This is a genomic window from Saccharopolyspora oryzae, from assembly GCF_027853915.1.
GTDB classification, from domain to species: domain Bacteria; phylum Actinomycetota; class Actinomycetes; order Mycobacteriales; family Pseudonocardiaceae; genus Saccharopolyspora; species Saccharopolyspora oryzae.
On sequence record NZ_JAQGLA010000128.1, the window covers coordinates 1 to 13,377 of the forward strand.

Genomic DNA, 13,377 nt, shown 5'->3' on the forward strand with positions numbered 1-13,377 from the left:
GCGCCTGCGCCAGCGGCGCCACCCGCACGACGGCGGTCGTCAACGCGGCCCGCCGTCTGCGGGATGTTCTGCGTCGGCTGCTCCGCGCTCGGCGGCTGCGGTGGCCGTCCCGGCGGCGGACCCGGCGGGGGACCCGGTGGCGGGCCTTGGCGGGTCTGCGACGGACCCGGCGGCGGCCCCTGCCGCCCGCCCGGCGGCGGACCGTTGCCCGGGCCCGGCGGGGGCGGCGGCACCTGGGAGTAGCTGGTGGGCAGGTCGAGCTTGCTCCCACCGGAGCCCGAGTTGTCCGAGTCCCCGCTCAGCCGCTTGGACAGCGCGGAGTCGTCGTCATCGTCGTCATCGTCGAACGACGGCGTCCACGCCCCGGTGCGCTCCTGCGGCGACTCCTCCTCGGGCCACTTCGCGTCGGAAGCGGGCACCGCGGGGTGCTGCTGGGTCTCCTCCACGTCCGGACCGCCGGCGGGCCACTGCTGGCCCTGCTGGTTCGGCGGGGGTGGTGGCGGACCAGGGCGCTGACCGGGCCGCGGCTCCTCGCTCGGCCACGCCGGTCCACCCGGCCCCGCAGCCGGCGGCGGTCCGGGCATCGGCCGCTGCGGCGGACGCGCCTGGTCGCCGGGTGGCGGCGGACCGGGGCGTTGCGGCGGGGGCGGCGTGCCACGACCGTCGGGCTGGGGATGCCTTGAGTGGCGGCCTCCGGGGTGGTCGTCACGCTCGTCGTTCACGAGTGGGCCTCCAGGACTGGCGTCGGGCGACGCCATGTGATGCGTTCACGTCGGGGTTGCGCCGCACCCGGCGCGCGGTCGTGTCGGGGCACGACCGGATGTCACTCCGCGGCAGTCTTGCGCCGGGAAGGCCGCTCGTTCAAGCCGCCGGTTCCCAAGACGTACGACTGCACCAGGTGGTTCCAATTACATGTGCGGCATACCTCTACGACGTGGACGTTGAACTCCTCGAACACGGCTGCCATCCGGTCCAGCTCCTCTGGGGCTCGCGCCGAACCGGACGCGTGCTTGAGGGCATCGCCGAAGACCCAGGAGACCAGGGTCAACGGTTCCTTCCGGCACACCGGGCAGGTGACCCCGCTCGGCTCGCCATGGAATTTCGCCGCCTGCAGCAGGTACGGGTCGGCGTCGCAGACCTCCATCACCCCGACGCGGCCAGCGTGGACCTGCGCGAGCAGCGCCCTGCGCTGCAACGCGTAGTCGACCACTTGCCGTTGGGTCCGCACGACCACAGGGTACGTGCCGACGACGACTGCTCCATGCGCCGTTCAGGGCAGGCGCGTCGACCGGGCGCCACGTGCAGTGACGACCGCCACCTGCGGCCCGCTCGATCGTGGTTCCCGATATATCGGCGCGATATACTCCGCCAGGTGGCCCAACGGGATGCGCGCACGTTGCGCGCAGTCCGGTCCCGCACGAGGCCACCGATGATTTCGGGCCGAGGAGGTGCGGATGCTCGAACTCGCCGTGCTCGGACTTCTGCACGAGGCACCGATGCACGGCTACGAGCTGCGGAAGCGGTTGCACGACACACCTGGCGCTTTCCGCGCGTTGTCCTGCGGAACTTTGTACCCGACGTTGCGGAGGCTGCAGCGCGCCGGACTGATCGAGGAAGAACCGGACGCGCACGGCTGGGGCCGGCGGGCCCGCCGCGTGTACCGGATCACCCCGGACGGCGAGTTCCGCTTCACCGAGCTGGTCGGTGACTGCGGGCCGCAGGCCTGCGACGACAACGCGTTCGGCGTGCACATGGTGTTCTTCTCCCGCACCCCGGCCGAGGTCCGGCTGCGGATCCTGGAGGGGCGGCGGCGGCGCGTGGAGGAACGCCGGGACGGTCTGCGCAGCGCGCTGGCGCGCGACGACCGGTTCGACCGCTACACCCGGGAGCTGCACCGGCTCCGCCTGGACCACAGCGAACGCGAGGTTCGCTGGCTCGACGAAATCATCGAGAACGAACGCGCCGAGCAGGACGCTGCGGCGCGCGAGCAAGAACTGCAAGGACACGACAGATGACCAAGAAGGAGGGCCCTGCCATGGGCGGAGAACGGCCCGGTCGTACGGTGCGAGTGGCGATCGTCGGCGTCGGGAACTGCGCGGCATCGCTGGTGCAGGGCGTCCACTACTACGCCGACGCCGACCCGAACAGCCGGGTGCCCGGCCTGATGCACGTCGAGTTCGGCGAGTACCACGTGCGGGACGTCAAGTTCGTGGCTGCCTTCGACGTGGATGCGAAGAAGGTCGGCCGGGACCTCTCCGAGGCCATCGTCGCCAGCGAGAACAACACGATCAAGATCGCCGACGTGCCGCCGCTGGGCGTCACCGTGCAGCGCGGTCACACCTACGACGGCCTCGGCCGGTTCTACCGGGAGACCATCGAGGAGTCCGACGAGCAGCCGGTCGACGTCGTGCAGGCGCTCAAGGACGCCGAGGTCGACGTGCTGGTCTCCTACCTCCCGGTGGGCTCCGAGGAGGCCGACAAGTTCTACGCGCAGTGCGCGATCGACGCCGGTGTGGCGTTCGTCAACGCGCTGCCGGTGTTCATCGCCTCGGACCCGGAGTGGGCGAAGAAGTTCGCCGACGCGGGCGTGCCGATCGTCGGTGACGACATCAAGTCGCAGGTCGGGGCGACCATCACGCACCGGGTGCTGGCCAAGCTGTTCGAGGACCGCGGCGTGCACCTGGACCGCACGATGCAGCTCAACGTCGGCGGCAACATGGACTTCATGAACATGAAGGAACTGGAGCGGCTGGAGTCGAAGAAGACCTCCAAGACGCAGGCGGTGACTTCGCAGGTCGACCGCGACCTGGGCAAGCGCAACGTGCACATCGGTCCGTCGGACTACGTGCCGTGGCTGGACGACCGCAAGTGGGCCTACATCCGGCTCGAGGGCCGCGCCTTCGGCGACGTGCCGCTGAACCTGGAGTACAAGCTCGAGGTGTGGGACTCGCCGAACTCGGCGGGCATCATCATCGACGCGCTCCGCGCGGCCAAGATCGCCAAGGACCGCGGCATCGGCGGCCCGATCCTGTCGGCTTCGTCCTACTTCATGAAGTCCCCGCCGGAGCAGTACTCCGACTCGGTGGCCTACCAGGCCGTCGAGGACTTCATCGAGGGCAAGGCCGAGCGCTGACCCGTCCGAAACGAGAGGGCACCCGCGCGAGCGGGTGCCCTTCGTCGTTCACGGGTCTCCAGACCCACGCGCCACCTCCCTCCGTCGATCCTGCGAGCACCGGTTCTCAGTGCTGCAGCTGCTGCTCGGCCCTGGACAGGACCGAGTGGACCGGGGCTTGACCATCGGTGGTCACCCAGGAGACGCGCAGTCCGGGGCGGACGCGCTTGCGGCCGACGCGCAGCGGCCAACCGGCCACCTCCCGCGCCTGCTCGGCGATCGCTTCGCCGGTGCCGCTGGGGTGCTCGGCGATCACCGCGAACTCGTCGCCGCCGTAGCGGGCCACGGTGTGCTCGTCGCTGAGCCCTTCCCGCAGCCGGCCGGCCAGCGTGGTCAGCAGCTCGTCGCCGCGGTCGAAGCCGTGCTCGGCGTTGAAGTCCGCGAGCCGCTGCACGTCGATCAGCACCAGCGTGGACAGCGTGCCGCGGCTGCGGGCGCGCACCAGGGACTGCTCGAGGCGGTCCAGCAGCAGGACGCGACCGGGCAGTCCGGTCAGCGGGTCCAGCAGGCCCCGGCTGTGCGGGACGTCGGTGTGCACCGGCTGCAGCAGGATCAGCACGCGGCGGCGGCCCTGGACCTGCACCGCGTGGTAGTCCGCCCAGATCCGGCTCAGCGGCTGGCCGCTGCGGGCGATCACCATCGGGATGGACAGGGGAGAGCCGGCGCGCAGCACCTGACCGGCGAGATCCGCCCAGTCCGGCATCGCCGCACCGGTGTCGTCGCGCAGGTGCCAGCCCGCGGGTCGGACGCCGGTGAGCAGGTCGGCCTTGGCCAGCTGCATGAGTTCGGCGGCGACGTCGTTGGTGGCCAGCACCTGCCCGCGTTCATCGGTCAGCAGCACACCGACGTTGAGCCCGCTGATGTTGTCGTCCCACACCGAGGTCAGCTGGGCTGCCGCGGTCACGTCAACAACACTCATTCGGCCCCCTCCTCCCCACCAAACGGAGCAGTCCGTCTGAGCCTCCCCTCCGACCACGTTCCTTTTCAAGGGCTCAGCTGCCACCCGTAATGGTGGTGTTCGCGCTGGACGGATAACGCTCCGTCAGTTCTTAACGATGCATTCCCTGATCGTTCACCTCGCCGAACGGCACTTGATGATTCGAGCAGGTGAAACATGAGGAAGTGGCACCGATCCCAAACCGGGCCTGCGACGGGCCCTCGCGGAACGTGAATCTCTACGCTTGTTCCGGGGGATCGTGTCCAGGCGAGGAGGACGACGCATGCCGGTGACCGGGAGCGCGCGAACACCGCTGGCCGACCGGTTGCACGAACACCGGAGGCTGCTGGCGGTCATCGCGGTCGCCGAACTGCTCGCGGTGGTGGTGGTGTCGACCATCAACACCCACGACCACATCGACGGCGAGGTGTACCGGCTGGGCGCGAAGGCGCTGCTGGACGGCCGCGACCTCTACAACAACCTCCCCGCGACCGAGTCCGGGCTGCGGCTGCCGTTCATCTACCCGCCGTTCGCCGCGATCCTGTTCGCCCCGCTGGCGCTGGTCCCGAAGGCGGTCTCGACCGCGGTGATCATGCTGGTCAGCCACCTCGCGCTGCTGGTCACGCTGTACATGGTGCTCAGCACGGCGACGTTCCTGCGGGCGCACCGCGAGCGGGTGCTGCTGGTGGTGGCGGCGGTGCTGCCGGTGGCCACGATCAGCGAGCCGGTGCTGGAGACCATCACCTACGCGCAGATCAACATCGTGCTGATGGCGCTGGTCGCGGTGGACTGCCTGTGGCGGACGGACGGGAAGCAGAAGCTGCCCTACCCGCGCGGGCTGCTGATCGGCCTGGCCGCCGGGATCAAGCTGACCCCGCTGGTGTTCCTGCTGCTGCCGCTGCTGCGCAAGGACGCGCGGATGATCGCGACCGCGCTGCTGACCTTCGCCGGCACCGCGCTGCTGGGCTTCGCGCTGACCTTCGACAACGCCCGTCGCTTCTGGCTGCAGGAGGTGTTCGCGACCAGCAACGTCTCGTTCGGCCCGAAGTTCACCGGCGACGCCTCGGTCTACGCGGGCAACCAGTCGCTGCGCTCGCTGCTGACCAAGATCGGGGTGAACCACCTGACCCCGGTGCTGGCCGCGGTGGCGGTGATCGCCCTGGTCATGGCGGTGCTGGGGATGCTGCACGCGATCCGGCAGCGGGACCTGCCTACCGCGGTGGTGATCAACGGCGTGTTCGGCCTGCTGATCTCGCCGATCTCGTGGTCGCACCACTGGGTGTGGGCGATCCCGGGGCTGGTGCTGCTGCTCGGCGCGGCCTGGACGCGGCGCGACTGGGCGCTGCTGCTGGCGTCGACGCTGGTCACCGGGCTGTTCATGATGGGCCCGCACTGGAAGGTGCCGCAGGGCAAGGGCCTGGAGCTGACCTGGAGCCTGCCGGAGAACCTGGTCGGCAACGCCTACGTCTACCTCGGCCTGTCCTTCCTGCTCTACAACGCGGTCCTGTGGTGGAACGCCCGCCGTGCGACGCCCGACGAGCCCACGGCGGCGCCCGAACCCCCCATCCCGGCCCGCACCTGAACTGCCTGGTCAGGCCGCTGGAACGAAAAGAACCGGGGCGGGAGCTCGACAGCTCCCGCCCCGGTTCGTTCGTCCAGCGGATCAGATGCGGCTGAAGACCACCGTGTCGGCGTTCTCGAAGCTGCGCTGGTCGGACGACAGACCCGGCAGCGGCAGGGTCTGGTCCTGCACCGCGGTGATGTTCGGGATGCTGTCGCCGAGCACCGGCAGGGCCATGCCGCCGCTGCGCGGGGCCGGGACCGGCGCCGGGCGCAGCGGGCTCTGGGTGACGAGCTTGTGCTCCGGCATCGCGGCCTGCAGCTCGTCGACCACCTGCACCGCGACGTCGGACTGCAGCGGCGCGTCGGTGAACGTGATGGCGCGCGGGGCGGGCGCGTCCAGCGCGGAGGTGATCCGGCTGATGGTGGGCACCGAGGTCTGCCCGCCGCCCAGGGTGTTGAGCTCACCGACCAGCGGCAGCGGCGCCTGCACGCCCGGGTTGTCGCTGCGCTCGGTGGTGCCCGGCGCCTTGCTCAGCTGGAGCAGCGGCAGCCCGGACAGGTCCGGCAGCTCGTTGGCCTTGGCCTGCAGCTCACCCGGCACGTCCAGCGGCACGAACTCGCTGCGCGGGGCCGGCTGCGGCGCGATCGCGGACAGCGCCGCCGAGAGCACGTCGCCGGGGACGGTGTGCAGCTCGTTGCGGAAGCCCGGCAGCTCGGCGGAGGTGAGGTCCACCTGCTTGGCGTCGATCAGACCGCCGTGCGGCGGGGTGAGCACGCCCTGCCACAGGTCGACGATGCCCTCGGCCGGGCCGAAGCCGTCGAAGTAGACGAGGTCGTCGTGCGGGGTCAGCAGATTTGCAGGGACATCCAGGACCGGACCCGATCGAAACGTCCCCTCGTCGAGGGCATGCGCACCTCCCCTGATCACCTCGCCGATGGGCCCGGCCCAGCTCAGCGAGCGGTGGAAGCCCTCGGCGGGGGTGACCGGCCGGTTGCCGTCGAACGGCGGCAGGCCCGGCAGGCCCGCGTGCTCCAGCGGGCGCGCGTCGGCCGGGTCGGCGATCCAGCCCGCCAGGTGCAGCGGGGCGGCCGACGGCTCGGCGGGTGCGGGTTCGGTGTGCCAGTCGCGCAGCGCAGGCATCTCCTGCGTCATGTCGTTCTCGACGACGGGCAGCAGGTCCCGGACCGGGTCCAGGGTGCCCGCCAGCGCGGTCACCTGGTGCGCGGCGCGCGACTCGACCAGCGGCGCGTTCACCTGAGCGTTCTCCGGGAACAGGTCGCCGGACAGGCAGCGCCCGTCGGCGCCGAGCTGGCCGAGCGCGTTCGCCGGCTCGCCGAGCGGCGAGGTCGGACGCTCCGGGCAGGCCTGATCGGCGGATGCGACGCCGCTGCCGACGGCCAGCATCCCACCGGTGACCAGCGCGGCCTGCACACCGCGCTTCGCCCAAGTCTGCATGGATTGCTCCTTCACGGGGTTTCCTCTGTCGGGGAGGGAACGGGTTCGAGCCACACCGCCGGCCGGGTGCGTGCAGCACGGCAGCGGGCCTTTCGGAATTGGCTTCGGGTTTCGCGCGGCCGGTTCGAGGCGCGCTCGCGCACCGCGACGACGTGGCCGCCGCGCGATCAGTCGGGAGTGGTTCCCGGCTGCGGTTCGGCAACGCTGGGCAGCAGCGTTGCCTCGATGTCGCAGCTGGGCGCACCGGCTCGGGCCGGGGCGCGGACCGGCGCGGCGGGGTGCCAGCCGAGCGCGGTGGTGTTGTGGTGCGGCCCGTCGGTGGCGCCGCCGCAGCCTGGGGCGCCGGGTGTCGAGGGCAGCACGAAGGGTGTCGCGCCGATGGGCAGGCGCGGCTGCGCCGGGGGCTCCGGCGCGGGAGGTTCGGGCGGCGAGAACCGCTGCGGCTCGGCCGGCCGCGGTTCGGAAGCGGGTTCGGCGACGTCCGGCACCGGGCTCTCGACGGCGACGTCGGCGGCCGGTGGCTCGACGTGCGGGGTCCGGTCGGCCTCCACCGGCTGCTGCGGCGGCTGCGCCGACTCGGGTTCGGCGGCGGTGTCCGGGGACGTGGTCTGGGTGGTGACCGCCAGCGCATCGCCGGCGACCTGCCCGACTTCGGCGGCGGGCTGCTGCAGCACCTCGGTGACGGGCTGGGCCGCGTCGAGCAGCTTCCCGGTCGGGCCCGAGTTGACCAGCTTGATCGGGTCGAGCCGGGTCAGCGAGAACTCCTCCGGGCCGGACTCGCCCGCCGGGGCGTCACCCGCGGTGTGCTCGGCCTCGGCCTCGGCCGCGGGCAGGTCCGCCGCGTCGGCGGGGCCGTGGTCGAGCAGCCAAGCCGCGGAGGTTCCGGCGACCGTCGCGCCGACCACCACGAGGGCACGGCTCAGCAGCCGCCACTGTCGGGCGGCTCCCGTCGTGCGGTCGCGGCGGGACATCTCGGGGCCAGAACCTCCTCGGCTCAGCGGTGTGACTCCCCACAGGACTGCGATCTCCTGCTTGCCGACGGGCACTCTTCCAAAACAACCGCCCCATCCGTAAGCGTTGGGCGACAGCTTCGCTACATCGTGTTACTGGTGATCGATCGACGTTGCGGGCTGTGGTCATCTGCGGACCCGGCGCTCCGGTCGGCGCTACGGTGGCAGGGTGAACGACTTCAAGATCGCCCAGCGGGACGACGCGGCCAAGTCCCTTCCGCGCGTGCTGCGGGTTTCGGCCGCGGTCAGCTGGCGCGCGCTGGTCATCCTCGGTGCCGTGTACGTGCTCGGGCTGGTCCTCGGGCAGATCTACGTCGTCGTGATCCCGGTGGCCATCGCGATGCTGCTGTCCGCGCTGCTGGCCCCGGTCGTCGCCGGACTCGCGCGGCGCGGCGTGCCGCGATCCCTGGCGACCGCGTTCGTGCTGATCGGCGGGCTGGCCGTCGTCGGCGGTGTGCTCACCTTCGTCATCAACGCGTTCATCACCGGCTTCCCGGACCTGCAGCGGCAGGTCATCGCGTCGTTGACCGCGCTGAAGGTGCAGCTGGCGCAGGGCCCGCTGCACATCAACGACGCCCAGATCGACAACTACCTGCGGCAGGCGCAGGAGTGGCTGCAGGCCAACCAGGCGATGCTGACCAGCGGTGCGCTGTCCACCGCGGGCACCTTCGGCAACTTCCTGACCGGCCTGGTGCTGGCGCTGTTCACGCTCATCTACTTCCTGCACGACGGCCGCGGCGTGTGGCTGTTCGTGACCAAGCTGGCCCCCAAGCACGTCCGCCACAAGGTGGACGCGGCCGGTGTCCAGGGCTTCAAGGCGCTGGTCGGCTACGTGCGGGCGACCGCGATGGTGGCGGTGGTCGACGCGCTGGGCATCGGCCTGGGCCTGGTGATCCTCGGGGTGCCGCTGGCCATCCCGCTGGCCGCGCTGGTGTTCCTGGGCGGCTTCGTGCCGATCGTCGGTGCGGTGGCCTCCGGCGCGGTCGCGGTCCTGGTCGCGCTGGTGACCAAGGGCTGGGTGACCGCGCTGATCGTGGTCGGCGTGGTGCTGCTGGTCCAGCAGGTCGAGGGCAACATCCTCCAGCCGCTGCTGCTGGGGCGTGCGGTGCACCTGCACGCGCTGGCCGTCGTCCTGGCGATCAGCATCGGCGCAGTGGTCTCCGGCATCGTCGGCGCGCTGCTGGCGGTCCCGCTGGTGGCGGTCCTCAACGCCTCGATCCGCTCCCTCGTCGGCGAGGAGGAACCGGAAGCCCCACCGACGGACGAGCCCGCCCCCGTCAAGGACACCCCGGACCAGCAAGCCACCGAACCGCCGGAAGAGGACAAGGAACCCGAACCCGCCGACCGCTGAGCCCGGCACTCCCGCAAATTCCATTGAAATCGGACGTGCGATTTCAATGGAATTTGGACTCCGCTCGTGGCGGAGCGCCGGGACCGCGGGGTTTCGTCAGGCGAGGGTGACGGCGTTGCGGCCGGCCGACTTCGCCGCGAGCAGGGCCGCGTCGGCGGCGATGATCAGGTCGGTGATCTGGTAGCCGAAGCGTGTCGTGGTGGCCACGCCGATGCTCACCGTCAGGTCGTTGAGCTCGCGCAGCTCGCCCTCGGTGTCCCGGGCGGGCACCGACAGCGCTGCCGTGGACCGCCGGATCCGGTCGGCCACCGCGCAGGCCGGCTCCGAGTCGGTGCCCGGCAGCAGCACGACGAACTCCTCGCCGCCGAACCGGCCGACCACGTCCTCCCGCCGCACGCTGCTGCGCAGCATCATCGCGACCGCGGCGAGCACGGTGTCCCCGGCCAGGTGGCCGAGCTCGTCGTTGACCCGCTTGAAGTGGTCCAGGTCGAGCAGCAGCAGCGAGACCGCCTGGTCGCGGGCGCGCGCCCGCGCGAGCTCGGTGCGCGCTAAGCGTTCCCAGTGCGCGAGGTTGGCCAGGCCCGTCTTGGCGTCGTGCTGCGCCGAACGCCGCCACTGCGGCAGCTGGCTGGCCAGGTCGAGCAGCACCATCGGCGGTCCGGCGAGCAGCGCGCTGGTCGGTTCGTGGCTCATCGCCACCGCCAGCAGCCCGCCGAGGCTCGCCGCGACGATGCCCAGCAGCACGTCGATCGGTTCGCCGAGCACGTGCTGGCGCGGCGCCTCCGGGTTGCGCAGCCGGATGCCGATGGCCACCAGCAGCGCCCGCACCAGCAGCAGGATCGCCCCGGTCAGCACGAACTGCGCGGCGGTCCATCCCGGCACCTCCCAGCCGATGGCGAACCGCGCGGACAGCGTCGCGATCGTGGTCGCCGCCGTGGTGAACAGCCAGCGGTGCAGTTCCGGGCGTCCGTCCAGCACCCCGTGCAGGGTCGGCCCCAGCAGCAGCAGGACCAGCAGGTTCGGCGGCAGGAGGAGGATGCCGGCCGCCAGGTAGGCGATGTGCAGCGTCCACGGGTTGCGCCTGATCTGGCGCTTGACGTTGATCGACACCGAGGTGATCACGATGACCGCGCCCGAGGTGGCGGCCAGCATCACGAAGCTCAGCAGCTCTTCCGGCCGCGGCTCCCGGCTCACCCCGACGACCAGCGCGATCAGCACCAGCGCCACTGCTTGAACGGTGAGCACGTAGGCGATCGCCGCGGGCCGGAGTCGCCACAGCAGCCAGCCGCGCATTCGATCACCTCCGGTGCGCAGCCTTGCACAGCGAGTGGTAGCTGTGCTGCACACCACCCGAACTGCTCCGGTCGGTGCCGCTGGTGATCACAAACACGCGGGGTGGTCGATACGGCGGTCTCCGCGAGCGGCTCGGTACGGCAGGATGGTCCGCTGGGAAGGAGCGAACTTGACCAGTCCGCCATCGAAGGAACCGCGGATGGCAGATGGGAGCTCGCCGCTCTGGCGCGGGCACAACATCTTCCGCATCGTGATGTTCCTGTACGCGTGCGGTTGGGTCGGCGCCCAGTACCACGAGTACGAACGGCCCTGGCTCGCCTTGGTCGTCATCGTGCTGATGGGCGTGTGGACCGCGTTCACCGTCTGGCGCTACTGGACGCCGGCCGGGCGCACCAACCTGCTCGTCGCGATCGACATCGTCGTGGTGACGGTGCTGTTCCTGAGCAACGAGTTCATCCTCACCGACCAGCAGATGGCCGACAGCGACCCGTCGGTGGTCACCGCCTGGCACCCGACCATGGTCACCGCCGCCGCCTCCCAGTGGGGGACCCCCGGTGGGCTGATCGTCGGGGCCTTCGCGGCCGCCTGCAACTTCCTGCTCCGCTGGAAGACCACCCCGGACATGGCGCTGGACACGGTCCTGCTGATCGGCGTCGGCACGGTCATGGGGATCGCCTCCAGCAGCGCCCGCACCACCACCGCGCGCCTGGCCCGCGCGCTGCGCGCGGAAGCCGCCACCGCCGAGCGCGAGCGGCTGGCCCGGGACATACACGACAGCGTGCTGCAGGTGCTGGCGCGAGTGCGCCGCCGCGGCACGGAGCTCGGCGGGGAGGCCGCCGACCTGGCGCAGCTGGCCGGCGAGCAGGAGATCGCGCTGCGCGCGCTGGTCGCGACCACACCGCAGGAGACCACCGAGAACGGCGAGACGGATCTGGCCGCGAAGCTCCAGGTGCTGCGGACCGGGCGGATCCACGTGTCGGTGCCGGGCAACCCGGTGCTCCTCCAGGAGCCGCTGAGCTCGGAGCTGTTCGCCGTGATCCGGGAATCGCTGGCCAACGTCGAGAAGCACGCCGGCCCCGACGCCCAGGCGTGGGTGCTGCTGGAGGAGCTGCCGGACGAGGTGGTGGTCAGCGTCCGCGACGACGGGCCGGGCATCCCCGAAGGCCGGCTCGACGAAGCGGCCGCCGAGGGGCGGCTCGGGGTGGCCAAGTCGATCAAGGGCAGGGTGGACGGACTCGGTGGCACGATCACCCTGGACACCGAGCCCGGAGAAGGGACCGAGTGGGAGATCCGGGTTCCCCTGCCCGGTGCGAAGCCGGCCAAGCGCCGCAGAGGAGGAGAGCGATGAGCAAGCCGACCGTGTCCGTGATGGTCGTCGACGACCACCCGATGTGGCGCGACGGAGTTGCCCGCGACCTGGCCGAGCGCGGCTTCGAGGTGCTGGCCACCGCCAGCGACGCCGCGTCCGCGCTGCGCATCGCGCGGACGGTCAAGCCCGACGTGGTGCTGATGGACCTCAACCTGGGCGAGCCCTCCGGGGTGACCGCGACCCTGCAGATCACCCAGGAGATCCCCGGCACCCGCGTGCTCGTGCTGTCGGCCAGCGGCGAGCACAGCGACGTGCTGGAGGCGGTCAAGGCCGGTGCTTCCGGGTACCTGGTCAAGTCGGCGTCGGCCGAGGAGCTGGTGGACGCCGTCGAGCGCACCGCCGCCGGGGACGCCGTGTTCACCGCCGGGCTGGCCGGGCTGGTGCTCGGCGAGTACCGGCGGATGGCGATCACGCCGGACTCGGAGACGCAGGCCCCGCAGCTGACCGACCGGGAGACCGAGGTGCTGCGGCTGGTCGCGAAGGGCATGACGGCCCGGCAGATCGCCAAGAAGCTGGTGATCTCGCACCGGACGGTGGAGAACCACGTGCAGTCCACGCTGCGCAAGCTGCAGCTGCACAACCGGGTCGAGCTGGCCCGCTACGCGATCGAGCACGGCCTGGACCAGGAAGCCTAAGCGCGTTTCCGCTGCTCACGAGCCCCGCCACCCGAGACCGGTGCGCGGGGCTTTTCGTTGGGTGAGGGCGATCTGGTGCAGGAATTTCCGGATTCACCCGATCCATCTAGGAAAGCTCTTGTCGGATCCGGATTTCCCTGGTCGCGCGGAGAACACGCAGCGTCATCGCCGAACCGGACCTCCGGGCGACGACGGCGCGTGACGCGCCGGTGACGGGCTGGTGACGGGGCCTTTGGCGTACTCGTCCCCAGCGGCTGAGCCGCAGTCGAAATTCCGTCGAAGACTAGGAGCAGACCATGTTCGAAACCCACGAGTTCGCTGAACTGCTGCCCGAGCGCAAGGCCCTGGGCGGCTGCTGGTGGGACGGCTTCGGAGACATCGACCAGAACATCGACGTCGACCAGGACGTCGACGTTGACGTCGACAACGACTCCTTCGCCGGTGACGTGGACGTGACCGCGTTCAACAACGCCAACGTGAACCAGGGCGCCAACTGATTTGCCCAGTAGCCGATGAGTTCCCGGCCGCTCACCGCTGCTGCGCGCGGTGAGCGGCCCGGGTCCCATCCCGCGAAGGAGAAGGTCAAGCACA

12 protein-coding genes and 1 pseudogene are annotated in these 13,377 nt (G+C 71.0%); 7 read left to right on the forward strand and 6 right to left on the reverse strand.

The window, feature by feature from the left end:
• Together OU415_RS36150 and OU415_RS36155 are read right to left on the reverse strand one after the other, a co-directional pair.
• A pseudogene (locus OU415_RS36150) lies at positions 1-722 on the reverse strand (hypothetical protein); the annotation flags it as partial.
• 101 nt (positions 723-823) lie between these two features.
• Positions 824-1,228, reverse strand: coding sequence for a DUF5318 domain-containing protein (locus OU415_RS36155; protein WP_270954194.1), 405 nt, complete (start codon positions 1,226-1,228; stop codon positions 824-826).
• Between the two features lie 226 nt (positions 1,229-1,454).
• Between OU415_RS36155 and OU415_RS36160 the strand changes: the two genes are divergently transcribed.
• The gene (locus tag OU415_RS36160; RefSeq protein ID WP_270954196.1) at positions 1,455-2,015 is read left to right on the forward strand and encodes a PadR family transcriptional regulator; all 561 of its coding nucleotides are present in this window, start codon (positions 1,455-1,457) and stop codon (positions 2,013-2,015) included.
• Between the two features lie 20 nt (positions 2,016-2,035).
• Positions 2,036-3,133 carry an inositol-3-phosphate synthase gene (locus OU415_RS36165; protein ID WP_270954210.1) on the forward strand — a complete coding sequence of 366 codons (1,098 nt, stop codon included), beginning with the start codon at positions 2,036-2,038 and terminating at the stop codon, positions 3,131-3,133.
• A gap of 106 nt (positions 3,134-3,239) precedes the next feature.
• Here the strand turns inward: OU415_RS36165 and OU415_RS36170 are convergent, their stop codons facing one another.
• Complete coding sequence (locus tag OU415_RS36170) at positions 3,240-4,091, reverse strand: GGDEF domain-containing protein (RefSeq protein WP_270954198.1); 852 nt, start codon at positions 4,089-4,091, stop codon at positions 3,240-3,242.
• 301 nt (positions 4,092-4,392) lie between these two features.
• Between OU415_RS36170 and OU415_RS36175 the strand changes: the two genes are divergently transcribed.
• On the forward strand, positions 4,393-5,691 hold the full coding sequence (locus OU415_RS36175; protein WP_270954199.1) for a glycosyltransferase 87 family protein: 1,299 nt from the start codon (positions 4,393-4,395) through the stop codon (positions 5,689-5,691).
• Between the two features lie 81 nt (positions 5,692-5,772).
• Here the strand turns inward: OU415_RS36175 and OU415_RS36180 are convergent, their stop codons facing one another.
• Both OU415_RS36180 and OU415_RS36185 read right to left on the reverse strand, forming a co-directional pair.
• The gene (locus OU415_RS36180; protein ID WP_270954200.1) at positions 5,773-7,128 is read right to left on the reverse strand and encodes a hypothetical protein; all 1,356 of its coding nucleotides are present in this window, start codon (positions 7,126-7,128) and stop codon (positions 5,773-5,775) included.
• Between the two features lie 167 nt (positions 7,129-7,295).
• Positions 7,296-8,099, reverse strand: a complete 804-nt coding sequence (locus OU415_RS36185) for a hypothetical protein (RefSeq protein ID WP_270954202.1) — start codon at positions 8,097-8,099, stop codon at positions 7,296-7,298.
• Between the two features lie 208 nt (positions 8,100-8,307).
• Here OU415_RS36185 and OU415_RS36190 point away from each other — a divergent pair, with 208 nt between their 5' ends.
• A complete protein-coding gene (locus OU415_RS36190) occupies positions 8,308-9,489 on the forward strand; it encodes an AI-2E family transporter (protein ID WP_270954203.1) in 1,182 nt (393 codons plus the stop codon).
• Positions 9,490-9,585: 96 nt separating this feature from the next.
• Here the strand turns inward: OU415_RS36190 and OU415_RS36195 are convergent, their stop codons facing one another.
• Entirely contained in the window at positions 9,586-10,782 is a 1,197-nt protein-coding gene (locus OU415_RS36195; protein ID WP_270954205.1) for a GGDEF domain-containing protein, read from the reverse strand.
• Between the two features lie 199 nt (positions 10,783-10,981).
• On the opposite strand from OU415_RS36195, the gene macS reads away from it, so the two are divergent.
• From macS to OU415_RS36210, 3 genes are all read left to right on the forward strand, one after another.
• A complete protein-coding gene (gene macS / locus OU415_RS36200; protein ID WP_270954206.1) occupies positions 10,982-12,130 on the forward strand; it encodes a MacS family sensor histidine kinase in 1,149 nt (382 codons plus the stop codon).
• Positions 12,127-12,786: a response regulator gene (locus OU415_RS36205; RefSeq protein ID WP_270954207.1), complete on the forward strand. Its 660-nt coding sequence runs from the start codon at positions 12,127-12,129 to the stop codon at positions 12,784-12,786. Before macS ends, OU415_RS36205 begins: the two co-directional genes overlap by 4 nt.
• Positions 12,787-13,082: 296 nt before the next feature.
• On the forward strand, positions 13,083-13,283 hold the full coding sequence (locus tag OU415_RS36210) for a hypothetical protein (RefSeq protein WP_270954209.1): 201 nt from the start codon (positions 13,083-13,085) through the stop codon (positions 13,281-13,283).
• Positions 13,284-13,377: the final 94 nt, after the last annotated feature.

Bases quoted from the DNA above. Each gene is read 5' to 3' on its own strand.
- OU415_RS36160 (WP_270954196.1), top strand. From the start codon at position 1,455: ATGCTCGAACTCGCCGTGCTCGGACTTCTGCACGAGGCACCGATGCAC.
- OU415_RS36165 (WP_270954210.1), top strand. From the start codon at position 2,036: ATGGGCGGAGAACGGCCCGGTCGTACGGTGCGAGTGGCGATCGTCGGC.
- OU415_RS36170 (WP_270954198.1), bottom strand. From the start codon at position 4,091: ATGAGTGTTGTTGACGTGACCGCGGCAGCCCAGCTGACCTCGGTGTGG.
- OU415_RS36175 (WP_270954199.1), top strand. From the start codon at position 4,393: ATGCCGGTGACCGGGAGCGCGCGAACACCGCTGGCCGACCGGTTGCAC.
- OU415_RS36180 (WP_270954200.1), bottom strand. From the start codon at position 7,128: ATGCAGACTTGGGCGAAGCGCGGTGTGCAGGCCGCGCTGGTCACCGGT.
- OU415_RS36185 (WP_270954202.1), bottom strand. From the start codon at position 8,099: ATGTCCCGCCGCGACCGCACGACGGGAGCCGCCCGACAGTGGCGGCTG.
- OU415_RS36195 (WP_270954205.1), bottom strand. From the start codon at position 10,782: ATGCGCGGCTGGCTGCTGTGGCGACTCCGGCCCGCGGCGATCGCCTAC.
- macS (WP_270954206.1), top strand. From the start codon at position 10,982: ATGGCAGATGGGAGCTCGCCGCTCTGGCGCGGGCACAACATCTTCCGC.
- OU415_RS36205 (WP_270954207.1), top strand. From the start codon at position 12,127: ATGAGCAAGCCGACCGTGTCCGTGATGGTCGTCGACGACCACCCGATG.
- OU415_RS36210 (WP_270954209.1), top strand. From the start codon at position 13,083: ATGTTCGAAACCCACGAGTTCGCTGAACTGCTGCCCGAGCGCAAGGCC.